Source organism: Rhizobium sp. P1_E1 (assembly GCF_056406015.1).
Map to the genome: position 1 here is coordinate 47,466 of NZ_JBFUAY010000013.1, position 25,447 is coordinate 72,912.

The following is a 25,447-nucleotide window of genomic DNA, read 5'->3' on the forward strand; positions in this document are numbered from 1 at the left end:
GAATTTTACGATACAGTTTTATGACAGGCGAGATCTCGTCGCCTACTTGCAAACCTCGGCCTTGCGGTCGAGCAGCTCCAGCTTGGCGAGCTTGCCGGTCAGGACGAAATCGCCGTAATCCATCGTCAGGTCGCGGGTGATGCCGTTCTCATAGAGCTTGAAAGACATGCGGTAGACCGGCAAAGCATCGGATTTCGCATTCTCGTTGAAATAGGCGATCGTCACCGGCCAGAAGGCCGTCTTCGAGAAGGCGCCGGCATTGCCGGCATCGGCTTCCTCGGCGATCGGCGTCTCCTGCTTGCCGACGATCGTCGTCGTCGCCAGCGACTTGTCGCCGTCGTCGGAACCATCGAAGACGCGCGCCTCGAAGAAACGCTTGCCGTCCTTGGCATGCTGGATCACATCGAGCATATGTTCAGTGGGAAAACGGCTTTCAGCAAGCTGCAGTTCACGGTTCGCCGGCTGCTTGAGATCGACCTTGACACCATCCGGCTGGTCCTGCGCCGCCCCGTTGACCTCCTTGTCGAGCTGCTCGTCGGTGAAGGATTTGGTGTCGAAGGTGAACTTGCCGTCCTTCAGGTTCTCGAAGGTCTTCGTCTGCTGGTCGCTGACACGCACGCTGTCGCCGGTGTCGATCTGTGTCACGAAGCGGAAATTGGTGGTGAAGCCCTGGCAATAGCTGCCGTCGAACTCATAGACCATGCGACCATACATGCCGGCGATGCCAGAGCGGTCCGAGGCGTCCTTCAGTTCCAGATCGTAGACGGCGCGATGTGCGACGAGGCCGGTCGCGATCGCAGCGCTAACCGCGGGCGCAGCCGCCCATGCATTGGCGGAAACGCTGGCGAGAAGCAGAGCGACAAGACTCGATCGGAACATTCATTAACTCCTGTTGGACTCGGTCGCGATGTTATAAGAACGCTTTCGGCCAAATCGAGGCTCGAAACTGTCATATTAAAGATTCTAGTCTTGATGCATAATTTTTGAAGAATTGACAACAAAAGCGGAGACGAAAATGTCCGATGAAATTGCAGCGCGCCTGATTGAGATGGGGATAACCCTGCCCCAAGCCGCAGCACCTGCTGCAAATTACGTTCCCTATGTGATCAGCGGCAATCTTCTCTACATCTCCGGCCAGCTGCCGCTCGAAGGCGGCAAGGTCACTGTCTCGGGCCATCTCGGCAAGACCGTCGACGTTGCAACGGGCCAGCGCGGCGCAGAACTCTGCGCCATCAACATCCTTGCCCAGGCAAAGGCGGCACTTGGCGGCGATCTCGGCCGTATCCGGCGCGTCATCAAGCTGAACGGCTTCGTCGCCTCGGCGCCCGAGTTCGTCGAGCAGCATCTCGTCATCAACGGCGCTTCGAACCTGATTGCCGGCGTGCTTGGCGAAGCCGGCAAACATGCGCGTGCCGCTGTCGGCATGGCGGCCTTGCCGCTGAATGCCGCCGTCGAGATAGACGCTATCATGGAAATCGCAGAATGACCAATGTTGCCTGGATCAGAGACCTGCCGGTCGCCCATCGCGGCTATCACGATCTCAACACGCATGTCTGGGAAAACACGCTTTCCGCCTTCTCGCGCGCCGTCGAAGCGGGGTTTGCGATCGAATGCGACCTGCACTACGCCTCCGACGGCGTACCGGTCATCTTTCATGACGAGGACCTGCAGCGCCTATGCAACCTCCACGGCGACATCCGCGAGCGCACGTCCCGGGAACTCGGACTGATCGCCATCGGCGGCACCAGCGACAAGGTGCCGACGCTGCGCCAGCTCCTCGATCTCGTCAAGGGCAAGGTGCCGCTGGTGCTAGAACTCAAGGGGCGGGAGGCCGATGACGAAGGTTTCGCCGAAGCCGTGCTCGAGGTGCTCGAAGGCTATGAGGGCAAGGTGGCGCTGATGAGTTTTGACCACTGGCTGCTGCGCGATCTGAAGGCGCTTGGCGCACCTTACCCGCTCGGGCTGACGGCCGACGGCAACACGCCGGAGGCGTTCAAGACGCATGCGAAGGCGATGGAGATCGGTCTCGATTTCATCTCCTATCATTATGGCGATCTGCCGAACGCCTTTATCACCAGCGAACGCGAAAAGGGCATTCCTGTCATCACCTGGACGGTGCGTGACGAAGCGGCGCGCCGGCTTACATTCGCAAACGCAGACCAGATGACCTTCGAAGGCTTCGATCCGCGTGTGGCTGCTTGACGCTCGCTTTTTGGCCAAGATCATGCGCAGACTGAGACAGAGCCGAAACCATCCTCCCACAGGCTTCGCATTTGTCCGATGACTGACGAACTATCCATTCGCGTCGAACGCTCCTTCACCGCGATTTCCCCGGAGAGCTGGGCCAAGCTTTCCGGAGCGTCGAAGACCTGCGCTACGATTGCCTACAACCCTTTCGTTTCACACGCTTTTCTATCGTCGCTGGAGGAATCCGGCTCGGCCGACGCAGAGACGGGATGGCTCGGCCACCATCTGCTGCTCGAGACCGATCGCGGCGAGTTGATCGGTGCCCTGCCCGGCTATCTCAAGAACCACAGCCAGGGCGAATATGTCTTCGACCATGGCTGGGCCGACGCCTTCGAGCGGGCCGGCGGGCGTTATTATCCGAAACTTCAGTGCTCGATCCCGTTCACGCCGGCGACAGGCCCGCGTCTTCTTGTCGCCGAGGGGCTGCAGCGGCTGCCGATCCAGAGCGCGATCGCCGAAAGCCTGAAGGAGGTGGTGCGGCGGCTCGGCATCTCCTCGGCCCACATCACCTTCGTGCCGGACGAAGAGATCGGCGTCTTCGAGATGGACGGCTATCTGCACCGCACCGATCAGCAGTTCCATTTCATCAATGACGGCTATGCCAATCACGAGGAATTTCTCGAAACGCTTGCCTCGCGCAAACGCAAGGCGTTACGCAAGGAGCGCCGCGCCGCCCTCGAAAACGGTATCAGCATCGACTGGCTGACCGGCCGCGACCTGACGGAACGCATCTGGGACCAGTTCTTCAAATTCTATATGGATACTGGCGGGCGCAAGTGGGGCCGGCCCTACCTCACCCGTAAGTTCTACTCGCTGATTGGCGAGCGCATGGCCGACGACATCCTGCTCGTCATGGCCAGGCGCGACGGGCGCTATATCGCCGGCGCGATCAACTTCATCGGCGGCGATACACTCTACGGCCGTCACTGGGGCTGCATCGAGGACCATCCCTTCCTGCATTTCGAGGTCTGCTATCACCAGGCGATCGACTTCGCCCTTTCGAAAGGGTTGAAACGGGTAGAGGCCGGAGCGCAAGGCGAACACAAGCTCGCCCGCGGCTATCTGCCGGTGACGACGCATTCCGCCCATTATGTCGCTCATGCCGGCCTTCGCCGGGCGATCGGCGACTATCTCGCGCGCGAGCGCGCCGATGTCGAACAGATGAGCGAATTGCTGACCGAGCACAGTCCTTTCCGCAAGGGCGAACGTCTGCAGGAGGATTGACGCCGCCGCACCGGCCGCGCTACCCGCTCAACGACGCATATTCCTTAAATCGGAATCGATTTAAGGATAAAACTATGCAGCAATTCAAAGTGCTACAGCGTCCTTGGCGCGTTTGAAAAGACGCACGGCGCTGTGAAAAACGAGGAGATTTCGTGATGACCAGCCCGGCCGCTTATGACGACAACAACATCTTCGCCAAGATCCTCCGCGGCGAAATCCCCTCGCACCGGGTTTACGAGGACGAGCATACTATCGCCTTCATGGATGTGATGCCGCAGGCGCCGGGCCATGTGCTCGTCCTTCCCAAGGCGCCGTCCCGCAATCTCCTCGATGCCGATCCAGCCACCCTCACCCATGCGATATCAGTCGTCCAGAAGGTCGCCAATGCGGTCAAGGACGTCTTCGACGCCGATGGCGTGTTCATCGCCCAGTTCAACGAACCGGCGGCCGGGCAAACGGTGTTCCATCTGCATTTCCACGTCATCCCAAGGCATGAGGGCGTGGCTCTCAAGCCGCATTCCGGCAAGATGGAGGACGGCGCCGTGCTCGCCGCCAATGCCGAAAAGATCAGGGCAGCGCTGGCGTAACCGGTCCCTGCCGATGCCTGAAAACGAAAAGGCCGCTGAGAACGCGGCCTTTTCCAATTCGGTGACGGTATCTTACTTCTTGCGTGGAACCTTCGGAACCGCGCTTCCCTTTTTCGGGGCGTCGCGGACCTCAGGCTCGGCCTGCGGCACTGCTTTGGCGCGGGTCTTGCGGGCCGCCTTCGTCTTCAGCTCGCCGTCATCCCCATCATCGCCTTCGGGATGCACGACCTCGGCTTCGGGCTTCGGCTTGATCGGCGCCGTTTCCGAAATGGCTTCCAGCACGATGCCGGGCTTGCCATCTTCCTTCGGGCCGACGGTGACGTTGACGACGCCGCCCTTCTTCAGCTTGCCGAAGAGGATTTCGTTGGCGAGCGGCTTCTTGATCGTATCCTGAATGACGCGAGCAAGCGGGCGGGCGCCCATCTTCTCGTCGTAACCCTTTTCCGCCAGCCAGGCGATCGCATCCTCATGCAGGTCGAAGGTGACGTTCCTTTCGGAAAGCTGGGCCTCCAGCTGCATGATGAACTTCTGCACGACCTTGTGGATGACGGCCGTCGGCAACGCCGCGAAAGGAATGATCGCGTCGAGACGGTTGCGGAATTCCGGCGTGAACAGACGGGTCAGCGCTTCCTCGTCCTCGCCGGTGCGCTTGGACGAACCGAAGCCGATCGCCGCCTTGGCCATTTCGGATGCGCCCGCATTGGTCGTCATGATCAGGATGACGTTGCGGAAATCGATCTTCTTGCCGTTATGGTCGGTCAGCGTGCCGTGGTCCATGACCTGCAGCAGGATATTGTAGATGTCGGGATGCGCCTTCTCGATTTCGTCGAGCAGAACCACGCAATGCGGGTGCTGGTCGACGCCATCTGTGAGAAGGCCGCCCTGGTCGAAGCCGACATAGCCGGGAGGCGCCCCGAGCAGACGCGAAACCGTGTGCCGCTCCATATATTCCGACATGTCGAAGCGCAGGAGTTCGACGCCGAGCGACGATGCCAGCTGCTTTGCCACCTCGGTCTTGCCGACGCCAGTCGGACCGGAGAAGACATAGGCGCCGATCGGCTTGTTCGGCTCGCGAAGACCGGCACGCGCCAGCTTGATCGAGGTCGAAAGGGCTTCGATCGCGATATCCTGGCCGTAGACCACCGAACGCAGTTCCTGCTCGAGATTGGCGAGCACGGCCTCGTCGTCCTTGGAGACGGTCTTCGGCGGAATGCGCGCCATCGTGGCGACCGTCGCCTCGATCTCCTTTTCGGTGATCAGCTTGCGGCGCTTGGACGGCGGCAGCAGCATCTGGGCCGCACCGGTTTCGTCGATCACGTCGATCGCCTTGTCGGGCAGCTTGCGGTCGGAGATGTAGCGGGCCGACAGTTCGACGGCCGACTTGATGGCGTCGTTCGAATAACGCAGGTGGTGATACTCTTCGAAATAGGGCTTCAAGCCCTTCATGATCTCGATCGCATCATCGATCGACGGCTCGCTGACGTCGATCTTCTGGAAACGACGGACCAGCGCCCGGTCCTTCTCGAAGAACTGGCGGTATTCCTTGTAGGTGGTCGAACCGATGCAGCGAATCGCGCCCGATGACAGGGCCGGCTTCAGGAGGTTCGACGCATCCATTGCGCCGCCCGAGGTGGCGCCGGCGCCGATCACCGTGTGGATCTCGTCGATGAAGAGCACGGCGCCCGGATATTCTTCCAGTTCCTTGACGACCTGCTTCAAGCGCTCCTCGAAATCGCCGCGGTAGCGCGTGCCGGCCAGAAGCGTGCCCATGTCGAGCGAGAAGATCGTCGCATCGGCGAGCGCTTCCGGGACCTTGCCTTCGACGATGCGCTTGGCAAGGCCTTCGGCGATCGCCGTCTTGCCGACGCCGGGATCACCGACATAGAGCGGATTGTTCTTCGAACGGCGGCACAGGATCTGGATCGTGCGGCTCACCTCGGCGTGACGGCCGATCAGCGGATCGATCTTACCGCCCTTGGCCTTCTCGTTGAGATTGACGCAATAGGCCTTGAGCGCATCCTGCTGCTTCTTGGGGCCGCCCTCTTCCTCGCCGCCGCGCGCCGTCGGCTTGCTGCTTTCGGCTTCGTCTTCGGCGCCGCGCGGGGGACGCGCTTCGGAAACGCCCGGGCGCTTGCCGATGCCGTGGGAGATGTAGTTGACGGCATCGTAGCGGGTCATCTCCTGCTCCTGCAGGAAATAAGCGGCGTGGCTTTCGCGCTCGGCGAAGATCGCGACGAGCACGTTGGCCCCGGTCACCTCTTCGCGACCGGACGATTGCACGTGGATGACGGCACGCTGGATGACGCGCTGGAAGCCGGAGGTCGGCTTCGAATCCTCGTCATAACCGGTGATCAGGTTGGAAAGTTCGTTATCGACATATTCGACGAGCGTCTTGCGCAGCGCGTCGAGATCGACATTGCAGGCACCCATGACCGCGGCCGCATCGGCATCGTCGATCAGGGCAAGCAGCAGATGCTCGAGCGTCGCATATTCGTGGTGCCGCTCGTTGGCAAAGGTCAGTGCCTGATGGAGCGCCTTCTCTAAACTAGGCGAAAATGTTGGCACGTTCAGATCCTCACTTCTTTTCCATGACGCATTGCAGCGGATGCTGGTGCTGCCGGGCGAAGTCCATCACCTGGCTGACCTTCGTTTCCGCTACCTCGTATGTGAATATTCCGCATTCGCCGACGCCGTGGTTATGGACATGGAGCATGATGCGGGTGGCACTTTCACGATCCTTCTGAAAAAAACGCTCCAGAATATGGATGACGAATTCCATGGGAGTGTAGTCGTCATTCAAAAGCAGCACACGATAAAGATTGGGCTTCTTGGTCTTCGGCTTGGTGCGCGTGATGACCGAGGTTCGATTTGCGTTGTCCCCGTTCCTTTCGCTGTCGTTCTGCATCCGGATCGGCTTTGCGATCATTGTCATTTATTCCTCAAGCAATCCAGCGGAGCATGGGAGGGTGCTTTTCCCGCCGAATATCTGAAACACTAACTTAGTTCATAATAGGCTGATTTTAAGCCCCCTGTCAGACACTGCAATCAAGAAATGGCCGGCATGCACGGGAAAGACCAAAAAAGTCCCCGGCCGATCTCATGCGGGCGCTGCGGCGAAAGTGGAAACAAAAAGACCGGCTACAGATGCGTAGCCGGTCTTCTTTTTTCAATATGTAGCGCAGGTTGCGCCTTTTGAAATCAGTTCATGCAGCAGCAGACGTCGCCGCCGACACCGACTTGGCGGTCTTGACGACGGCAGCGGCGATCGGCGCTTCATAGGGCTTGTAGGCTGATTTGGCGAGATCGGCATACATCTCACCGAGCTTCGTCGTCTCGGAGACGAAGCCTTCAAAATACGCCTTGACGTAGCTCGTCTGCAGCTCGAAGGCAGCCTCAAAGCTCTTGACGCCGGCCAGCGTTTCGAAATGCGTCACCGCGTCCTGAAAGGATTTCTTCGAATATTCAGTGGCTTCTGCGGCGATTGCCTGAAAGCCCTTGGTCGTGTCGGAATAGGTTTTCAGGGCCGTGTCGACGGCTTCCTTGCTCTTCTTGTTGGCGTCTTCAAAGTTGAACATGAGCCATCCTCCGTTGGGCTGTTGATGGCGGCAGGGTAGCTGCAATGCACAAATAGTCAAGTAGTCTTGTGCGCCGCAAAACATCCATGAGTTGCATTACAATTATATAACAAAGCCCGCGCGCCGGGGCACGTACGTCTTTAACTGATTTTGCTAAAATATATCAGAATGCCGCAACCGGAAGTTTTGAAAAAATTCTCGTTCCGAATCGAAAAAACGAAAAAAGGACCGAACGGATCGCGCCGTTCGGTCCTTTTGAAGCTTTCGAGCGCGATCAGAGATCGACGTCGAGGATCGCCATCGAGAAGTTGTAGGAGCGGTCGCCGTCCTCGTCATCGATATAGACGACACCCAGAAATTCTTCGCCGAGATAGACTTCCGCAGAATCATCCTTGCGTGGACGCGCCTTGACGATCATCTGCGGATTGAACATGCGCTTGAAATAGGCGTCGAGCTTCTTGATTTCTTCTGGCTTCACTCTGTCATCTCCGTAAGCGGTCTTGATTGGCCGCTTCTTGCACAGGAAATGCAGCGGTGTAAAGGCAAGGTTGCCGTTTGCTCATGGCTCTCCCCGCTCGGATCCCGCCGACTTTTCCTATCCTTGTTTCCAACGGGCGCTCAGATATCGGCGCCGATCACCTGGTCCATATTGCGCGACGGCTCAGAACAACCGGCCTCACCAACGACCTTGGCCGGCACACCCGCGACTGTCTTTTTGGGCGGCACCGCCTTCAATACGACGGAGCCGGCGGCGACGCGCGAGCAATAGCCGATCTCGATATTGCCGAGGATCTTGGCACCGGCGCCGATCATGACGCCGGAGCCGATCTTCGGATGGCGGTCGGCGCCCTCCTTGCCGGTACCGCCGAGTGTGACGCCGTGCAGGATCGAGACGTTGTCGCCGATGACGGCCGTCTCGCCAACGACGAGGCCGGTGGCGTGGTCGAGGAAGATGCCCTTGCCGATACGGGCGGCCGGATTGATGTCGGTCTGGAAGACGCTGGAGGAGCGGCTTTGCAGATAGAGCGCAAAATCACGCCGGCCGCGGTTCAGCAGCCAATGGGCCAGACGATGTGTTTGCAGCGCATGGAAGCCCTTGAAATAAAGCACCGCCTCCATGAAGCGCAGGCATGCGGGATCGCGGTCATAGATCGCCTGGATATCGACGCGCAGGATGGAGCTCCAGTCAGGCCAGTCGAGGAGCATTTCCTCGAAGGTCTGGCGCAGCAGGTTCGCCTGCATGTCGGGGTGATCGAGACGTTCGCAGATGCGGTGGATGACGCATTCCTCGAGTGAATGGTAGTTGATCACCGTAGAATAGAGGAAGGCGGCGAGAACCGGGTCCCGTTCGGCGGCGAGCCGGGCTTCCTCACGCAGGCTGTCCCAGATGGGATCCATCACCTTCAGCGGATGGCCTGTGTCAAAAGCACGAATGTCAGTCTTTGCGACCATCGCCGCTCTCCTCGCTGCCAGCCGGAATGCCGTTTTCGGAATGCCAATATATAGAGGAAAACGCCAATAACATAAATGGGTGCCGTCGCCATGGTTTTTTAGCATGGTTTTTCGGCATCACGATGTTGTTAGCGATGGGCGACCCTTGCATAGAAGGCCAGCACCGCCTGCTTGAAAACCCTGTCGCCGACGGCGAGCATATGATCGCGGCCCGGAATATCGAGCGCTTCGGCATTCTGCATCAGCGCCGCCAATTCCTGCGGCGAGCCGGCGATATCATCCTTCGTGCCGACGCCGATCAGCGTCGGCATGTCGAGCTTGGCCATATCAGAACGGGCGACGAGATCGCGCGAACCGCGGATACAATCGGCAAGAGCGACCCGGTCGCTCTTCGTCTGCTCGGCGAAGGCGCGGAACATGCGGCCGCGGGCATGGGTCACCGCGTCCAGCGAGGGCGCCAGCAGCGCATCGGCGATCGGGTCCCAGTCACCGACGCCGTCGGTCATGCCGATGCCGAGGCCACCAAGAACCAGCGAACGGACGCGATGCGGATTGGCAAGTGCGGCAAATACGGAAATGCGCGCGCCCATCGAATAGCCCATGACATTGGCTTCTGGGATGCCCAGATGATCCAGCAAGGCGATCGCATCACCGGCCATGACCCATGGACGATAGGCTTCGGCATGGTGCGGCTTGTCGCTTGCCCCGTGGCCGCGATTGTCCATGGCGATCACCCGGTAGCCGGCATCGCCGAGCGTCTTCAGCCAGCCCGGATGGACCCAGTTGACGTTTGCAGTCGAGGCAAAGCCGTGGATCAACAACACCGGCACACCGGCCGGATCGCCCTCATCAAAGAAAGCGAGCTGCAATCCATCATGGGTGAAGCTTGAAAATGCGGGTGTATTCAGGTTCATCGGGCCTTCCTTTTTGGCGCGACCATAGTCGAGCGGCCTTTCATCGTGAAGCCAAAAACTGCGGCTAAAAACTGTGCCCGGCGCGGCGGTTTGGCTCTACACATTTGCGGCGAAGGCTTATAAGGTTCGCGCACATTTCAAAGCATTCGGAGAGCGACATGGCCGGCCACAACATTCCCCACTTCCAGAACGACGGCGGTCACCGCGTTATCGAAGTCGGTGTCAAGGAATTCATGTGCACCGGCGCATCGGCTCCCTTCGATCATCCGCATATCTTCATCGACATGGGCGACGACAATGAGAAGGTCTGTTCCTACTGCTCGACGCTCTATCGCTTCAATTCCACGCTCAAGCCTAGCCAGACCAATCCGGCCGGCTGCGTTTTCCACGTGAAGGCGGCGTAGTCGGTCCAGATCCGGATCGGACGGACAATGCCGGTCGAACATGCCGCCATCATCGGCGCCGGGATATCAGGGCTGACAGTTGCCCTTGCGCTTTCGCGCCGGGGCATCAGTTCGGAGATCTTCGAGCAGGCGGGCGAACTCACCGACGTCGGCGCCGGATTACAGGTTTCGCCAAACGCTTCGCGCATCCTTGCCGAACTCGGTATCCTTGAAAGACTGTCAAAGGTCTGGCTCGAGCCCGACGCAATCCGGCTGATATCGGGCGGATCGCTGCGCCAGCTCGCGGCGGTGCCGGCCGGCAAATTCGCGCGGGAACGCTGGGGCGCTCCCTATGGCGTCTTGCATCGCACCACATTGCAGAAAGTCCTTTTGGCTGCGGTTAGCGCCGATCCGCTCTGCCGGCTTCACCTCGGCGTGCGTATAAATTCGACCCTACCGTCTTTCGAGCGCGCGGCCGATGTTGTGATCGGCGCGGACGGCGTCTGGTCAAAGCTTCGGCAATCCATTCCAGGCAGCCCCTCGCCGCGCTTTTCCGGCAATATCGCCTACCGTTTTACGATTGCCGAAACTGAGGCGCCCGGTTTCCTCGACCGGGCAAGCGTTTCGGCTTTTCTCGGCGGTTCGGCGCATCTCGTCTGCTATCCCCTAAGGGAGACCGGCAGCTTCAACATGGTGGCGATCACCGCCGGCAATATTGCGCCGCAGGCCTGGCAAAGCGAGCCGACGGAAGAACAGCGGACGCAACTGCGGGCGCGCCTTTCCGGCTGGAATGCCGCGATCGTCTCGCTGCTCGAAAAACACCGGAAGCTGACGTTCTGGCCGCTGTTCGAAACCACGACAGGCTCCTGGCAGGATGGCCGCAAGACGGTTCTGATCGGCGACGCCGCGCATGCGATGATGCCTTTTGCCGCCCAGGGAGCGGCGATGGCGATCGAAGACGCCTATGAACTCGCTGCGTTTCTTTCGAACCGCTCCGCGGCGGAAGCGCTGGCGCAGTTCGAAAGACATCGCGCGCCGCGCATCGCCAAGCTTCGCCAGCGCGGCGCCTTCAACCGGTTTGCCTATCATGCGAAAGGGCCGATCCGGATCGGCCGCGATCTCGTGCTCGGCCTCAAGCCGCCGCTAAGCCTGGCGGCAGATCTCGACTGGATCTACGGCTATCGGGCTGTCGATCTGCCGTGAGGCGCTGCCAGCCACGACAAAGCGTGTCTGGTCAGACCGCGCTTGCCGCGGCAAACCCCCGTTCGATATCGGCCTTGAGGTCCGCCACGTCCTCGATGCCGATCTGCAGGCGGATGACCGGACCGTCCGTCGGCGCCTTGGCGACCTTGCGATCGTTGAGATAGGCGTGCAAAGCCAGGCTTTCATAGCCGCCCCAGGAATAGCCGAGACCGAAAATCCTGAGCGCGTCGAGGAAGGCATGCGCCTTTGCTCTGGACTTTTCGGGGCCGTCGGCGGCTAGCACGAACGAAAAGATGCCGCTGGCGCCTTTGAAATCCCGCTTCCAGAGATGGTGCGAGGGGAAACTCGGCAGGGCCGGATGCAGCACGCGGGCGACGTCCTCCCTGCCCTCCAGCCATTCTGCGATATCAAGCGCGCTTTCATAGTGCCGCTCGAGGCGCAGGCCCATGGTGCGCAATCCACGCAGGATCTGATAGGCGTCATCGGGTGCGCCGCAGATGCCGAGCACACCGTTCGATTCCTTCAGCCGCTCCCAGTGTTCGGCATTGGCCGAAACCGTTCCGAGCAGAATATCGGAATGGCCGGACGGATATTTCGTCGATGCATGGATCGAGATGTCGACGCCGTGATCGAGCGGCCTGAAATAGAGCGGCGTCGCCCAGGTATTGTCCATCATGACGACGGCGCCGTGACGGTGCCCAACCGCCGAGATCGCCGGAATATCCTGCATTTCGAAGGTATTGGAGCCGGGAGCCTCGGTGTGAACGAGCTTGGTGTTCGGCCGGAACAGAGCCTCGATGCCGGCGCCGACCGCCGGGTCGTAATATTCCACCTCGACACCGAGGCGCTTCAGCATCGTATCGCAGAAATGGCGCGTCGGGCCATAGACCGAATCGACCACCAGCGCATGATCGCCGGCAGCGACGAAACCCAGAAACGGAATGGTGACGGCCGCAAGGCCCGAGGGCACGAGGATCGTGCCGGCCGAGCCTTCGAGTGCGTCGATCGCCTCGCAGAGCGCATCCGTCGTCGGTGTGCCGCGCGTTCCGTAGGTGTATTTCTGCGTGCGCGTCTCCATCGCCCGCGCATTCGGAAACAACACCGTCGAGGCATGCACGACCGGCGGGTTGATGAAGCCGTGATAGTCGAAAGGGTCGTTGCCGATATGGGTCAGGCGGGTGTTGATGCCGGCATTCTGCAGCAAGCTGTCTTTGTCTTTCATGTCGGGAATAGCCTTTGGCGACGGAGACGCAAAACCGGACTTTTGGACGCCCCGCCATATCAGGTCAACCCCTAGGAGTTGATCGCCGGCGACGTAGCGAAGCGGTGAAAGCCACGATTTTCGCGTTATTTTTCCGCAATCAGGCGCCTATTTCATAGCCAAGTGCCCACGAACGCAGCGCAATCTACCAAAATGCTGAAATTTGCCGCAATTATTGACCGCGACACTTGACCATGGTGACATTTGCGACTGTGATAGAACAACTCGCGCCGGGAGGGTGTCGAGAAAATGGGGAGGCGGCAGAGTTTTTCCGCTGGAACTTCCCACAAGAAAATACAAGACAACGGAAAAGGTTGGGAAAAAATGAAGAACAAGCTTCTGTCCGCAACGATCGGCGCAGCAGTTTTCGCTCTTGGCGCTTCGGCTGCTTCGGCCACGACACTCACAGATGTCAAGGCAAAGGGTTTCGTTCAGTGCGGCGTCAATACCGGCCTTACCGGCTTTGCCGCACCTGACGCTTCCGGCAATTGGGCCGGCTTCGACGTCGACTTCTGCAAGGCCGTCGCTTCGGCCGTGTTCGGCGACCCCACCAAGGTCAAGTACACGCCGACAAACGCGAAGGAACGCTTCACCGCTCTGCAGTCCGGTGAAATCGACGTTCTCTCGCGTAACACCACCTGGACGATCAACCGCGACACCGCACTCGGCTTCAACTTCCGTCCTGTCACCTATTATGACGGTCAGGGCTTCATGGTGCGCAAGAGCTTGAACGTGAAGTCGGCTCTCGAACTCTCCGGCGCCGCAGTCTGCGTACAGTCGGGCACGACCACCGAATTGAACCTCGCTGATTACTTCAAGACGAACAATCTGCAGTACAATCCGGTCGTCTTCGAAAATCTTCCTGAGGTCAACGCGGCTTACGACGCCGGTCGTTGCGACGTTTACACGACCGACCAATCCGGTCTCTATTCGTTGCGTCTGACGCTGAAGAATCCAGACGAACACGTTATCCTTCCTGAGATCATCTCCAAGGAGCCGCTTGGCCCGGCCGTCCGTCAGGGTGATGATCAGTGGTTCGATATCGTTTCCTGGACGGCTTATGCGCTGATCAATGCCGAAGAGTTCGGCATCACCCAGGCAAATGTCGACGAGATGAAGAATTCGCCGAATCCGGACATCAAGCGCTTCCTCGGCAGCGAGACCGACACCAAGATTGGCACCGATCTCGGCCTGACCAATGATTGGGCCGCCAACGTCATCAAGGGCGTCGGCAATTATGGCGAGATCTTCGAGCGCAACATCGGCCAGGGCAGCCCGCTCAAGATCGCACGCGGCTTGAATGCTCTCTGGAGCAAGGGCGGCATCCAGTACGCACCGCCGGTTCGTTAATCGAGCTTTGGCATGAAATCCCGGGAAGGCGGCCGAGCCGCCCTCCCATCTTCCAAAAAGCAAAAAGAAAGCCCGAAAACGGGCACAAGGGGATTGGCGCGGCATGACGCATGGGGCTGTGGATACGACACCTTTGCATGGCACCGGCTGGAGTTTCCGGTCGGCAATGTACGACCCGAAATACCGGAGCATATTTTTCCAGGTTCTAACAATCCTTATTCTCGTGGGCATTGTGTGGTGGGTGGCCCACAACACGGCCGTGAACCTTGCCCGCAGCAATACGGCATCGGGTTTCGGCTTTCTTCGCGGTCGCGCCGGTTTCGAAATCGGCCAGTCGCTGATCAGCTTTTCGAGTGACTCGACTTATGCGCGCGCACTTGTCGTCGGCATTCTGAATACCTTGCTGGTGGCGGTGACCGGTATCTTCACGGCGACCATCATCGGCTTCCTGATCGGGATCGGCCGGCTGTCGCACAATTGGCTGATTGCCAAGCTCTGCACGGTCTATGTCGAGGTTTTCCGCAACATTCCGCCGCTGCTCGTCATCTTTTTCTGGTATCTCGGCGTTCTCTCCGTTTTGCCGCAGCCGCGCGAGTCGGTGGGTCTGCCGTTCAGCATGTTCCTCAACAACAGAGGACTGGCCTTCCCGAAGCCCATCTTCGAGACAGGTATGATAGCGGTCGGCATCGCCCTGGTGATTGCGATTGTCGCCACCATTATCATCGCGCGCTGGGCCCACAAACGCCAAGCCGCAACCGGCCAGCCGTTCCACACGGTATGGACGTCGATCGCACTGATCGTCGGCCTGCCATTGCTGGTCTTCGTCGTCTCCGGCTTTCCGCTCACCTTCGACGTTCCGGTTGCCGGAAAATTCAACCTCACGGGCGGCTCGGTCGTCGGTCCCGAATTCATGTCGCTGTTTCTCGCTCTGTCCTTCTATACCGCCTCGTTCATCGCCGAGATCGTTCGCGGCGGCATTCGCGGCGTTCCAAAGGGACAATCCGAGGCAGCCGGCGCGCTGGGGCTGCATCAGTCGAGCGTGACGAGACTTGTCGTGGTGCCGCAGGCGCTGCGCATCATCATCCCGCCGCTGACGAGCCAGTACCTGAACCTGACCAAGAACTCCTCACTCGCCATCGCGATCGGTTTCTCGGATCTCGTTGCCGTCGGTGGCACGATCCTCAATCAGAGCGGTCAAGCGATCGAGATCGTCTGCATCTGGGGTATCGTCTATCTCAGCTTGAGCATTCTCACGTCGCTGTTCATGAATTGGTTCAATGCCAAGATGGCACTGGTGGAGAGATAAGATGTCGGTCGCCGATAAACCCTTCGTCAGAACGTCCATCCTTGCCGCCGAACCACCGCCCCCCGGCGAGCGGGGAGCCGTCGCCTGGATACGCCGCAATCTCCTGGCAACCCCGAAGGACGTGATCCTGACAATCCTGGCTCTTGCGCTCATCGCATGGGCCGTGCCGCATCTCGTCAACTGGCTGTTCATCCAGGCCGTATGGTCCGGGCCGGACCGCACATTCTGCGCGACGACGATCCAGGGCGGCGTCCAGCCTGACGGCTGGAGTGGTGCATGCTGGGCCTTCGTCAGCGCCAAGTACGATCAGTTTATATTCGGCCGCTATCCGCTGGATGAGCGTTGGAGACCGGCGATCGTCGGGATCCTGTTCATTGTTCTGCTGGTTCCGATGCTCATCCCTTCGGCGCCGCGCAAGGGCCTGAACGCCATTCTTCTGTTCGCCGTCCTGCCGGTCCTCGCCTTCTGGCTTCTTCATGGCGGCTTCGGACTCGAAGTGGTGGACACTCCGCTCTGGGGCGGGTTGATGGTGACGCTCGTCCTGTCCTTTGTCGGTATTGCCGTCTCCTTACCCTGCGGCATTTTGCTTGCGCTGGGGCGCCGCTCGAAGATGCCCGTCATTCGGATGCTCTGCGTAACCTTCATCGAGGTCATTCGAGGCGTCCCGCTGATCACCGTTCTGTTCATGGCAAGTGTCATGCTGCCGCTCTTCCTTCCCACAGGCTGGAACGTGGACAAACTGCTTCGGGCGCTGATCGGTGTGTCGATCTTCACCTCGGCCTATATGGCGGAAGTGATCCGCGGCGGCCTTCAGGCGATCCCGAAGGGACAATTCGAAGGCGCCGATTCGCTTGGCCTCGGCTATTGGCAAAAAACCCGGCTGATCATCATGCCGCAGGCCATCAAGTTGGTCATCCCGAGCATCGTGAACACCTTCATCGGAACCTTCAAGGACACGTCGCTGGTCACCATCATCGGCATGTTCGATCTGCTTGGCATCGTCAAGCTGAACTTCTCCGATGCCAACTGGGCAAGCGCCGTCACGCCGATCACGGGTCTGATCTTCGCGGGCTTTATCTTCTGGCTGTTCTGCTTCGGCATGTCGCGCTATTCAGGCTTCATGGAACGCCATCTCGATACCGGCCACAAACGATAAGAACGCTAAAACGATAAGAATGAGGGAAAATATCATGGCTGAAGCTCCAGCGAAAAAGCTCACCGTTTCCGCGACGGAAGTGGCGGTCGAGATCGTCAACATGAACAAGTGGTACGGCGATTTCCACGTGCTGCGCGACATCAACCTGAAGGTCATGCGCGGCGAGCGGATCGTCATTGCCGGCCCGTCGGGCTCGGGCAAGTCGACGATGATCCGCTGCATCAACCGCCTGGAAGAGCATCAGAAGGGTCGCATCATCGTCGACGGCACCGAGCTCACCAACGACCTGAAAAAGATCGACGAGGTGCGGCGCGAAGTCGGCATGGTGTTCCAGCACTTCAACCTCTTCCCGCATCTGACGATCCTCGAAAACTGCACGCTGGCGCCGATCTGGGTGCGCAAGATGCCGAAGAAGCAGGCCGAAGAAGTGGCCATGCATTTTCTGAAGCGGGTCAAGATTCCGGAGCAGGCCAATAAGTATCCGGGACAGCTTTCCGGCGGTCAGCAGCAGCGCGTGGCGATCGCCCGGTCGCTATGCATGAACCCGAAGATCATGCTGTTCGATGAGCCGACCTCCGCACTCGATCCCGAAATGATCAAGGAAGTGCTCGACACCATGGTGGGGCTTGCCGAGGAAGGCATGACCATGCTCTGCGTCACGCATGAAATGGGCTTTGCCCGCCAGGTAGCCAACCGGGTTATCTTCATGGACCAAGGCCAAATCGTCGAACAGAACGAACCGGCCGCCTTCTTCGATAACCCGCAGCACGAACGCACCAAGCTGTTCCTCAGCCAGATCCTGCACTAAAGCGCATCGCGATCTTTCAGATTCGCTCTTCGCGCTTTAGGTCTTTGTTTTTACGCATGTCGTTGTCGCAAAACTGCTGCATAGTTTTGCGCGACATGCTTTAGATCGAATCATCCTTTGAAAAAGACCCGCCGAGCCGCTGGCTCGGCGGGTTTTGTATGTTCACCGGGAGGCGGTCGCCTGCAGCAGACTGCAGAGACCGGCAAGGCCGGAATCACCGCCGGAGGCGGAGATGTCGGCGCAACGGACGAGCATCTTGCGTTGGTCATTGACAGGCATGCTGCGGAAGGCCTCCAGGGTACGTGCCCGCGACGCGCTGAGCGTGCTGCCGGGCGCAGCCCTGGCATTGCTGCCGCCAGCTTCATCCACCCGGCCGATGGCGAGATTGGCATCGACCCCATTACCGGTGCCAACCGAGGCCGTGGCCTTGGCATCGATTCCGCTAGAACCGCCGACGCGTGCATTGACATCGGCATTGATGCCCCGGCCGCCGCCAGCATTGGCGGTCGCATCGGCATTGACGCCGGTCGAGCCGCCAACGGAAGCATTGGCATCAGCGCTGATGCCACTCCCGCCGCCGAGTGACGCGCCGACATCGGCGCTGACAGCATTGCCGGCATTCACCGACACACCAACATCGAGCGCACGCGCATCGCTTGCCGGCATGACAAGGAGGGCGCAGCTGGATGCGAGCACTGCAAAGGATAGTCTATTGTGATTACGGGTCATGTTTTCCTCCGTTTCCATTCTGCCGGACGATCTGCCCGGCAGTCGAAAATCGAGGAACGCGCGTGCCTTCGATCGATCGGACGCCTGCAACTCCAGGACGTCCATGGCAAGGCAACGTGAAGGGATGACGAATGTTTCACGAGACGGCGCGGCAAGTCGGTTCGGTAGCGTGCGATGATGTTTCACGGTTATTGAAATACGAATTATCTGACAGACTGTGCCAAAAGAAAACATATATCGCAGCGGCTGGAGAGCCGACAGAGTATTTCCTCCCCATTGCGCCAGGAAACTTAGAAGCCAGCAAGCAAATCTCAGTTCGCAATACCATGGGCCGTGATTGATCCATTTGCGGCGTTTCGTGCAGATCGAATACACCCTTCCCCCGAATTGACTTTTCCACCTCAGATTTAGATTGCTAAAAATAACTCCCCTTCCGTCTGGATATATCAGGCGGGAAGTCCATGTTTCAGCTTGTTCTCATCTGATGGAACTGGAGGTTTAGAATGGGCATTTTCGACAAGATCAAACATGCAATTTTCGGAGAGGCGAAAGCAGCCGAACCGGTTGCTGCCGGCGCGCCGAAGACAGAGCCGGCGCAAGCGCCTGCCTCACCGTCGGCAGCGCCCAGTCCAACGTCTGCGGCCCCTGCCCCGCAGAGCAAGCCGGCCCCCACGGCCACTGCTCCAGGCACAGGCACAGTCGATATCGTCCCGATCCTTGACGCGGCAGTGAAGAAGAGCGGCCAGAAGCTCGATTGGCGCCGCTCGATCGTGGACCTGATGAAAGCCGTCGGGATGGATGCAAGCCTGACCGAGCGCAAGGAACTTGCCGCTGAACTCGGCTATACGGGCGACACCAACGATTCCGCAAAAATGAATATGTGGCTGCACAAGGCGCTGATGAAGCGGCTTTCGGAAAATGGCGGCAAGGTACCTGCCGATCTCCTGGATTGATCGATGACGGATAGCTGCCGCCATGTCTGTGGCGGCAACTATCCGATTGCTGTTCCGCGGAGGTCACGGCCGATCAGACCGGAGGCCCGGAAGTCCCCTTGCCCGCAGGCACTGGAACGAATAATGTTCCGCTCGATACTTCGATAATCGATCAGGGGGAATTAAATCCGATGAGATTGATGGTAGTCGTTGGTCTTGCACTTAGCCTCGGCTGTATATCGGCCGCAGAATCTCCGTCAAACTATCATTCCTACAGTGGCATTCGGGTCGATACCGACCCGGCGCTCCTGGCTCGATACGATAAAGCGCTTCAACGCTGCGTGCCGGAGGCAAGCTCATGGCGACGAGGCTCTCCGGACCCGCGAAGCCTGCATTACAATGCGGCTCTCAGAAGTTGCCTCTATAGGTATAGCTTCGTCGACAGAGGCGTCTACGCGTACCCTATCCCCCAGGTCTACTTCGATCATTTCCTGGATCGCTGAGAAGAGACTGGCCCTTCAGGCCCCATCAAACAAAAACCCCGCCATTTTGGCGGGGATGTCTTAGATGCTGCGACCTCTGCATAATTCCTTAAATCGGAAAGACGCGCGGCGCTAGTCAGCGTTTGCCGCCAGTTGGTGGACGACTCTTGCCTGCCGGGCGATTGCCGCTTCCGGACGAGGTCTTGGCGTCGTTGCCCTGACCGAAGTTGGTGCCACCGAGATGGCCACCGCCGCTGGTATTGGCAACCTGGCGCTGCGCTTTGCGCAACAGTGCCTCTGCATTGGTCTTGCTCATGAAATTCTCCTCAATGGCTGGAAAACCCAGCCGGAATGCCGCCACTGACATCCGCGGTCAAAGACCGAAGGCATATGAGGCAGCGACGATGGGTGTTTAGCGGAGGCTTGCGTCGATCAAAGAATTGCCTGCGTTCATGACGATTCCCCCTCAACCGGCATGACAATCACCCTCCGGCGGCTGCCGGACGGCGCAGAAATCGATTTTGAAAGGAAAGATCAGCTGGGACGCCGGGGCGCAAACCAAGCTCGACAAGCAATTTCGATAGAAGAATCAATAGGACGGCAATGTGTTTAAAACAAGTTCCCGGCTTCTGGCTGACGAGGCATTGCCGACAGCTTTTGCCCGATTCATAGAGGATGGCCATGCTCAGCTCCGGTTGGAACACTTCTTGCAGAGTTACTAATATGTTTATGATGCAAGGACCAAATGTCATGAATCGGTACACATCGCATCAGTTTCCCGCGCTGAGGATCCTCATGAGCGGCCAAGATAAATACAGCGTCGTCAGGACCCTCGGCGACGCAGCCACCATGCTCATTTCCGAATGGCCTGGGGATGATGGCGAGGAGTATGTCGTGGCAGTGAGGACATGCCTCGACGCCATCCGCGGCACCACGCCCCCAAACGCCGCGCGGGAAGCGCTGATGAGAGCGGCTGATGAAGCCGGCATCCGCTACCTCTCGGTGGTTCACTGAGATCACTGCCTGGATCAGGCAGGACGCAATAGGCGCGCAGCCGACGCTGATCACCGAAGCCGAATACACCGCTTGGACGGATGGCGGAAAGCTGCAGCCTGCCGCGTATAGGGGCTGGGGGAAGTGCGGGATAGCACCGGGTTCTTGAACCCTCCCAGATCGAGCCGCGGCCGCGCGCGGAGATCCCCAACCTCACCCGACAGTCGAGATTGCATGGACTTTCATGTCATCTCGAACTTCATAGAACTTATCGCCGTCGAACGGGTATCGTTCTGAAATCAAGGTGCGGTCTTAGCTTCTCCGGTCGCGGGTTTTCTCTTGATGCAACGGAACCCGACATGGCTGGTGGAGGTGTCCTCCGGCTCAGCATGACGAGCCGCCGGGCGATAACGACGGCAGTAGTTCGGAGCGCAGAGATGCGATCCGCCCTTCAGCACGCGCCGATGGATGCGTATCTCGGGCTGGCGAGGGTCGAAGCTCGCCTCGGCATCGCCGCCGCGCGGGTTGCTTGGAATGCAGCACGAATGGCTGGCAGGCTCCGGATGGCGTGTCGACCAGTAGTCGGACGTCCACTCCCAGACGTTTCCAATCATGTCGTGGAGGCCGTAGCCATTCGCTGGAAACCAGCCGACGGGTGAGGTGCGCTCATGGCCTTTCGGCTTTGTCGTCGTCGTGGGGAAGATGCCTTGCCAGGTGTTGGCCATGGCGACGCCGTCCGGCATGAATTCGTCGCCCCATGCATATTCCGTGTCGTCCGAACCGCCGCGCGCTGCGAGCTCCCACTCCGCCTCGGTCGGCAGGTCGAGGCCAGCCCAGTCGGCGTATGCCTTGGCGTCGGACCACGCGACGTGGACGACGGGATGATCGAGCTTGCCGCGAAGATCGCTCAGGCCGCCGAGAGGCCGCCGCCAGGTCGCGCCGAACTTGAACGTCCACCACTGCGAGATATCGAGACCATTCACCGACTTCGGCCGGGTGAACACCAGCGATCCCGCCCTCAGCATCTCCGGCAGCGCGCCGGGATAGTCCTTCGGATCGGGCACCTTCTCGGCGACGGTCACGTGTCCGGTCGCCTTTACGAATTCCATGAACTTGCGGTTCGTGACCGGTGTCCGCTCTATCCAGAAGCCGTCGACCTTCACCGGGTGGGCCGGCGCCTCCTCCGGATAGTGGTCGTTCGATCCCATGGTGAACGTACGGCCCTCGATCCACACCAGATCGTCGGGCACGTGTTCTGCTCCGAATGCCAAGGCCATTGCCGCCTCCATGGTATGACCGCCGAGCATCGCGCGGCGGGTACCCGCTCAGCTCAACCATATCTGCATCCCTATTTGGCCATCAAGGAAGCCGCTCCCGTAACGGTCGCCCTTCAATGACCGACCTCATCGACGCTTTAGGACGGATGACAAGCTATTGCCGTTCGTTGACAAACTCCGACTGGCTTTGAACTGATGGTGCCGCGGGAACCGCGGCATCACAAATCACCTGATGGTCTGTTCGAACAATGCGAGAACCGCTTGTCGATCCATCGCGACTATCCAAGTCCGCCCGCTAGAAATGGATAGCGAGCCCAACGATCGGCCCTTGCTGCACGGCGTCGAAGACGAACCCGTCGTTGCTGTAGTTGACCCCCAATGCCCGGTACCCCGCGACCGCGGACACCGTCTCGTTGAATTTGTAGCCGAGGGCCAAGGCGACGTCCCAGTCGATATCCGCGCCGCCTGCCCCGACCAGTCCCCATCCGGTCATGTAGATTTCCGGCGTAAAGAAGTAATTGCCCCGGAAACCCGCGATGCCATCGACCCAGGTATCACCATCGTCGCCCTCCACGCCGTCGAGCAGCCCACCGTTGAATCCGATGGTCGTGTCGACCGACCAGACCCTGATGCCCCCGACGATATCAAGGTGGCCGGACGGGCTCTCCAGCACCGAGTAGCCGACACCGAGCAGGCCGGCAAACGTCTTCGAGGTGACGTCGACACTGTCGGCCAGGATGCCGGCAGGCGTGCTCGCATCCGCCCCGAGTTTGGTATAGATGACGTCGCCGAAAATGCTGAAGCGGTCGTAACGCGCCTCGCCTGCCGCCATGAAGGCAAAGTCGAGATTTGACAACAGGTCGCTGAAGTCGGCGTCCATGTGGACCTCGGGCAATCCGAACTGTGCGGTATCGCCGGAGATGCCGGCCGCCCAGAAATAGGGGGCGACCGTGAAGGTCCACCCGCTTGAGCTTTCCACCTGCTTTGCATCGGGCGTCAGCGGCGTGATGTCGGCCGTCCTCGCAGGTGATGCAATTGCAAGCGCGGCGCAGACGGTGGCGATATAGATGGCTTTCATGTCCTATCCCTCAATCAGCAAGCGAGTGCGAATCCCGCCTGACAGTTCCCCCAAAACAAAATATTCCAGATAACTAATAAAATTATAAATAAATTTCCATTACGCAAGCGCGCATAAATTGTGTGCCGTCGGTAGCAATCACTGCTTTTGGCATTCCTGCGTCGAATGTCCCGCGGCACAGGCCGTTGCCGCCGTGCGGGCACGCTTGTCGCCACCTATCAGCGCGTTTGCCCTGTCCCCATAATTCTCTCTTGTATTCTGATCGACGACCGCAACCGGGGCGGTGAGGATCAGACCGGCGGCGTGACCTGTTGCCGCGGCCGTTCCGATCGTCGCATCGAGTATGTGGTCACCCAGCCCCACCTTGTCTTCGCTCAGCGTCTGCCCGTCGGAAATCCTGGAACCGATCAGCCGAACGATCTCGGGCGATTCTGCAAACTTCGTGTGGTGGAGGCGGTCGCCCTGCTTGACCTTGGTGAGATCGATCACGCTGATCTTGTTGATTTCCAGTTCTTCCTTGTAGGGCGATTGCTCCGGATCGATCGCGCCGAGGCGCGACACATCTCCCCAAACGCGGCGCGAGACGGCAAGCGCCCGGTCGTCTCGTGATACGAACAGCGTGAACTGCGGGTGCTGCTTGCCCATATCCACGATCTGCTGGCTGAACACGTCGACATCGACGTCGGGTGCGGCGAGAATGACGTTCCTGAACTTCGCCGGCAGCCTGCCGTTGCGAATGGCCATCTGGCGCAGTGACTCCAGTGTCAGCCAGTTCCCCATCGAATGGGCGAGGATGGAAACCTCCTTCACCTCTTTGTCGCGGGCCAGGTACTGAAATAGCGTTTCGAGCGCATTGCGGGTGTAGTTCGTACTTTCCCGGTCATAGCCATAGGCAAGCAGGCTGCCGCGCGATGGCCATGTGACGAGAATGGGCGCGCTGTGGACGCGGGAATCATGGACGATCTGCGCAAAACGGTAGACGGAATCTTCGAATCGCGTGTTGAAACCGTGGATGAACACCAGGACGCTTCCATCCGGTGTCTTGCGCACGCTGGCGCTGAGCCAGGATTTTGCGGCGTCGATATCGATCTCCTTGGCCTTCAGCGTCGCGAAATCCCTGGAAGGATTCGGAGGCAACCTTCTTGGCCATGCGACACTTCCCACCTTGCGGGCACTGTCAGGTGGGATGGAGATAGTCATTTCCGCAAAGGTGGGCTTCAGCGCACGTTCGCCCGAGAACATCTCGCCGGGAACGGTCGAGCGGCTCCTGGTCGTTGCGACAAGGAGGTTCACCCGGCTCAAACCAGGTGAAGAGGTATCGGCGATCGGCGTAAGGACGCCCTTGGGATGGCCACCGCAACCAGAAAGAAAAATGAGCGAAATGCAGAGAATCACCAGGAGGTTGGTAGGCAATTCGTTGATCCCCATAGGTGCCCTTTGCTTTCAGCAGTAATAAACACCGACCGCGCATCGCCTGACGGTGCGTCGTGCAACACCTGCCACGCTGACGGGCGTGAGGGGCCGCCCGACACGCGCCTCGGCCGGCGTAAAGATTCCCGTCATTCCGGGGACCGCCAGCCGCTCGCCGAGTTCAAGACCGGACATGGCCACAACGATGGTCAGCAACAGGATTTTGATTTTTTGCAACGAGGTCATTTGCTGTCTCCCTTGGCGAAGCGATCCGGAAGCTCATCAATGTCCACGAGCTTTTCCAGCTCGACTTTCTTTGCATCCGTGGTGTTCTTGAAACTGTAGTCTTCGGCAACGACATCGGTGCCTGTTTTCCAGTCGCTGATCTGGATGCTGTATTGCGGTCCCAGATCGACCTGCGTGGCGGTGATCACGTATCGGCAAGGATATGGTTTTTCGCCTTGCGCGATCCATAACTGCCAGTCGAGTTCCTTGGTTCGGAATGCAAGATGATCGCATTCAACGCCGCCAATCACGCCGCTTCCGAGATCCTTGACGTCAACAACGTCGCGCATCAGCTCGTCGTAGACATTGGGCAGCAGGAGATCGGCGCCGGGAACCGGGCGGTGAAGTTTATCCCGCATTTCATCGACGAGATGATCGATCGTGCCGGGCAGATCAGCCTGAGTATAAAGATTGAGATGTTTTCCAAGGACCGTCGCCGTCTTGCCATCAAAGGTCATCTCGACATCGGCAAAGCCACCGGTGCGAGTAACGCGGAGCTTGTCGGGTCGGCCCATCTCCACCTTTCCGGAACTTGCGAGCAGTAATTTCTGGTGCTCGGTGGTGACAATCTCAAAATTGGTGTCGTAGGCGAATGAAATCGCCTTCTGGGCCGAGAGATAGTCGGACATCGCCTTGACGAGCTTCCTGGCATCGGGCTCTTCGGCACGGGCGGCCAAAGGTGAGATCAACGTGACGGCCAGCGCAAGCGCTACGGACGATCGCCAGTTTGCCGTCAGGCAATGCTTGCAGGAGAGTTTTACCATCGACCTGTGCTCCTTGCGTCCTGGTGGCGAG

General features: G+C 59.3%; 29 protein-coding genes. 13 read left to right on the plus strand and 16 right to left on the minus strand.

The features are described 5' to 3' along the window. Positions 1–42: 42 nt before the first annotated feature. The gene (locus AC1D1Z_RS07855) at positions 43–879 is read right to left on the minus strand and encodes a cell envelope integrity EipB family protein (protein ID WP_018241886.1); all 837 of its coding nucleotides are present in this window, start codon (positions 877–879) and stop codon (positions 43–45) included. Positions 880–1,015: 136 nt separating this feature from the next. Here AC1D1Z_RS07855 and AC1D1Z_RS07860 point away from each other — a divergent pair, with 136 nt between their 5' ends. The 4 genes from AC1D1Z_RS07860 to AC1D1Z_RS07875 all read left to right on the plus strand — a co-directional run bounded on the left by AC1D1Z_RS07860 (position 1,016) and on the right by AC1D1Z_RS07875 (position 4,058). Further along, on the plus strand, positions 1,016–1,486 hold the full coding sequence (locus AC1D1Z_RS07860) for a RidA family protein (protein WP_130716330.1): 471 nt from the start codon (positions 1,016–1,018) through the stop codon (positions 1,484–1,486). Further along, positions 1,483–2,202, plus strand: coding sequence for a glycerophosphodiester phosphodiesterase (locus tag AC1D1Z_RS07865; protein WP_018445469.1), 720 nt, complete (start codon positions 1,483–1,485; stop codon positions 2,200–2,202). Before AC1D1Z_RS07860 ends, AC1D1Z_RS07865 begins: the two co-directional genes overlap by 4 nt. 78 nt (positions 2,203–2,280) lie before the next feature. Continuing rightward, positions 2,281–3,471, plus strand: a complete 1,191-nt coding sequence (locus AC1D1Z_RS07870; protein WP_477850055.1) for a GNAT family N-acetyltransferase — start codon at positions 2,281–2,283, stop codon at positions 3,469–3,471. A 155-nt stretch (positions 3,472–3,626) separates the two neighbouring features. After that, positions 3,627–4,058, plus strand: coding sequence for an HIT family protein (locus tag AC1D1Z_RS07875; protein WP_115157594.1), 432 nt, complete (start codon positions 3,627–3,629; stop codon positions 4,056–4,058). Between the two features lie 72 nt (positions 4,059–4,130). Here the strand turns inward: AC1D1Z_RS07875 and clpA are convergent, their stop codons facing one another. The 6 genes from clpA to AC1D1Z_RS07905 form a co-directional block, all read right to left on the minus strand. Then, positions 4,131–6,623: an ATP-dependent Clp protease ATP-binding subunit ClpA gene (clpA, locus tag AC1D1Z_RS07880; protein ID WP_018241881.1), complete on the minus strand. Its 2,493-nt coding sequence runs from the start codon at positions 6,621–6,623 to the stop codon at positions 4,131–4,133. Between the two features lie 10 nt (positions 6,624–6,633). After that, a complete protein-coding gene (gene clpS, locus AC1D1Z_RS07885) occupies positions 6,634–6,984 on the minus strand; it encodes an ATP-dependent Clp protease adapter ClpS (RefSeq protein ID WP_017988219.1) in 351 nt (116 codons plus the stop codon). Positions 6,985–7,261: 277 nt separating this feature from the next. Continuing rightward, a complete protein-coding gene (locus tag AC1D1Z_RS07890) occupies positions 7,262–7,633 on the minus strand; it encodes a phasin family protein (RefSeq protein ID WP_130716328.1) in 372 nt (123 codons plus the stop codon). 274 nt (positions 7,634–7,907) lie between these two features. After that, positions 7,908–8,111: a DUF3126 family protein gene (locus tag AC1D1Z_RS07895; RefSeq protein ID WP_003539277.1), complete on the minus strand. Its 204-nt coding sequence runs from the start codon at positions 8,109–8,111 to the stop codon at positions 7,908–7,910. Between the two features lie 140 nt (positions 8,112–8,251). Beyond that, positions 8,252–9,085 (minus strand): serine O-acetyltransferase, encoded by an 834-nt coding sequence (cysE, locus tag AC1D1Z_RS07900; protein WP_003539276.1) that lies wholly within the window; start codon positions 9,083–9,085, stop codon positions 8,252–8,254. Between the two features lie 128 nt (positions 9,086–9,213). Further along, positions 9,214–9,999 (minus strand): alpha/beta fold hydrolase, encoded by a 786-nt coding sequence (locus AC1D1Z_RS07905; protein ID WP_028732008.1) that lies wholly within the window; start codon positions 9,997–9,999, stop codon positions 9,214–9,216. A 158-nt stretch (positions 10,000–10,157) separates the two neighbouring features. On the opposite strand from AC1D1Z_RS07905, the gene AC1D1Z_RS07910 reads away from it, so the two are divergent. Next, complete coding sequence (locus AC1D1Z_RS07910) at positions 10,158–10,403, plus strand: zinc-finger domain-containing protein (protein WP_018241878.1); 246 nt, start codon at positions 10,158–10,160, stop codon at positions 10,401–10,403. Positions 10,404–10,430: 27 nt separating this feature from the next. Then, positions 10,431–11,585, plus strand: a complete 1,155-nt coding sequence (locus AC1D1Z_RS07915) for an FAD-dependent monooxygenase (protein WP_047621675.1) — start codon at positions 10,431–10,433, stop codon at positions 11,583–11,585. A gap of 31 nt (positions 11,586–11,616) precedes the next feature. Here the strand turns inward: AC1D1Z_RS07915 and AC1D1Z_RS07920 are convergent, their stop codons facing one another. Continuing rightward, positions 11,617–12,807, minus strand: a complete 1,191-nt coding sequence (locus tag AC1D1Z_RS07920; RefSeq protein WP_477850060.1) for a cystathionine beta-lyase — start codon at positions 12,805–12,807, stop codon at positions 11,617–11,619. A gap of 363 nt (positions 12,808–13,170) precedes the next feature. Here AC1D1Z_RS07920 and AC1D1Z_RS07925 point away from each other — a divergent pair, with 363 nt between their 5' ends. From AC1D1Z_RS07925 to AC1D1Z_RS07940, 4 genes are all read left to right on the plus strand, one after another. Further along, positions 13,171–14,196, plus strand: coding sequence for an amino acid ABC transporter substrate-binding protein (locus tag AC1D1Z_RS07925; protein WP_018241875.1), 1,026 nt, complete (start codon positions 13,171–13,173; stop codon positions 14,194–14,196). Between the two features lie 103 nt (positions 14,197–14,299). Continuing rightward, positions 14,300–15,502 carry an amino acid ABC transporter permease gene (locus tag AC1D1Z_RS07930; protein WP_477850063.1) on the plus strand — a complete coding sequence of 401 codons (1,203 nt, stop codon included), beginning with the start codon at positions 14,300–14,302 and terminating at the stop codon, positions 15,500–15,502. A 1-nt stretch (position 15,503) separates the two neighbouring features. Continuing rightward, positions 15,504–16,658 (plus strand): amino acid ABC transporter permease, encoded by a 1,155-nt coding sequence (locus AC1D1Z_RS07935; RefSeq protein WP_018241873.1) that lies wholly within the window; start codon positions 15,504–15,506, stop codon positions 16,656–16,658. A gap of 34 nt (positions 16,659–16,692) precedes the next feature. Further along, the gene (locus AC1D1Z_RS07940) at positions 16,693–17,466 is read left to right on the plus strand and encodes an amino acid ABC transporter ATP-binding protein (protein WP_003559021.1); all 774 of its coding nucleotides are present in this window, start codon (positions 16,693–16,695) and stop codon (positions 17,464–17,466) included. 162 nt (positions 17,467–17,628) lie between these two features. Here the strand turns inward: AC1D1Z_RS07940 and AC1D1Z_RS07945 are convergent, their stop codons facing one another. After that, complete coding sequence (locus tag AC1D1Z_RS07945) at positions 17,629–18,300, minus strand: hypothetical protein (protein WP_130716326.1); 672 nt, start codon at positions 18,298–18,300, stop codon at positions 17,629–17,631. A gap of 398 nt (positions 18,301–18,698) precedes the next feature. Here AC1D1Z_RS07945 and AC1D1Z_RS07950 point away from each other — a divergent pair, with 398 nt between their 5' ends. Beyond that, positions 18,699–19,148: a DUF3597 domain-containing protein gene (locus AC1D1Z_RS07950; protein ID WP_461522554.1), complete on the plus strand. Its 450-nt coding sequence runs from the start codon at positions 18,699–18,701 to the stop codon at positions 19,146–19,148. A 170-nt stretch (positions 19,149–19,318) separates the two neighbouring features. Continuing rightward, on the plus strand, positions 19,319–19,630 hold the full coding sequence (locus AC1D1Z_RS07955) for a hypothetical protein (RefSeq protein WP_018241870.1): 312 nt from the start codon (positions 19,319–19,321) through the stop codon (positions 19,628–19,630). Between the two features lie 115 nt (positions 19,631–19,745). Here AC1D1Z_RS07955 and AC1D1Z_RS07960 read toward each other — a convergent pair whose 3' ends face one another. Together AC1D1Z_RS07960 and AC1D1Z_RS07965 are read right to left on the minus strand one after the other, a co-directional pair. Beyond that, positions 19,746–19,925, minus strand: coding sequence for a hypothetical protein (locus tag AC1D1Z_RS07960; protein ID WP_112902872.1), 180 nt, complete (start codon positions 19,923–19,925; stop codon positions 19,746–19,748). A 166-nt stretch (positions 19,926–20,091) separates the two neighbouring features. Next, complete coding sequence (locus AC1D1Z_RS07965; protein WP_162710269.1) at positions 20,092–20,292, minus strand: hypothetical protein; 201 nt, start codon at positions 20,290–20,292, stop codon at positions 20,092–20,094. Positions 20,293–20,332: 40 nt separating this feature from the next. On the opposite strand from AC1D1Z_RS07965, the gene AC1D1Z_RS07970 reads away from it, so the two are divergent. After that, on the plus strand, positions 20,333–20,623 hold the full coding sequence (locus tag AC1D1Z_RS07970) for a DUF982 domain-containing protein (protein WP_018241867.1): 291 nt from the start codon (positions 20,333–20,335) through the stop codon (positions 20,621–20,623). A 278-nt stretch (positions 20,624–20,901) separates the two neighbouring features. Here the strand turns inward: AC1D1Z_RS07970 and AC1D1Z_RS07975 are convergent, their stop codons facing one another. The 5 genes from AC1D1Z_RS07975 to AC1D1Z_RS07995 form a co-directional block, all read right to left on the minus strand. Next, positions 20,902–21,879, minus strand: coding sequence for a formylglycine-generating enzyme family protein (locus tag AC1D1Z_RS07975; RefSeq protein ID WP_112902870.1), 978 nt, complete (start codon positions 21,877–21,879; stop codon positions 20,902–20,904). Between the two features lie 295 nt (positions 21,880–22,174). After that, positions 22,175–22,957 carry a hypothetical protein gene (locus AC1D1Z_RS07980; protein WP_047621664.1) on the minus strand — a complete coding sequence of 261 codons (783 nt, stop codon included), beginning with the start codon at positions 22,955–22,957 and terminating at the stop codon, positions 22,175–22,177. Between the two features lie 138 nt (positions 22,958–23,095). Beyond that, on the minus strand, positions 23,096–24,385 hold the full coding sequence (locus AC1D1Z_RS07985) for an alpha/beta hydrolase (RefSeq protein WP_477850069.1): 1,290 nt from the start codon (positions 24,383–24,385) through the stop codon (positions 23,096–23,098). 15 nt (positions 24,386–24,400) lie between these two features. Beyond that, complete coding sequence (locus AC1D1Z_RS07990) at positions 24,401–24,613, minus strand: hypothetical protein (RefSeq protein ID WP_018241862.1); 213 nt, start codon at positions 24,611–24,613, stop codon at positions 24,401–24,403. Further along, positions 24,610–25,416: a DUF2092 domain-containing protein gene (locus tag AC1D1Z_RS07995; RefSeq protein WP_018241861.1), complete on the minus strand. Its 807-nt coding sequence runs from the start codon at positions 25,414–25,416 to the stop codon at positions 24,610–24,612. The genes AC1D1Z_RS07990 and AC1D1Z_RS07995 overlap by 4 nt, the downstream gene beginning before the upstream one ends. Positions 25,417–25,447: the final 31 nt, after the last annotated feature.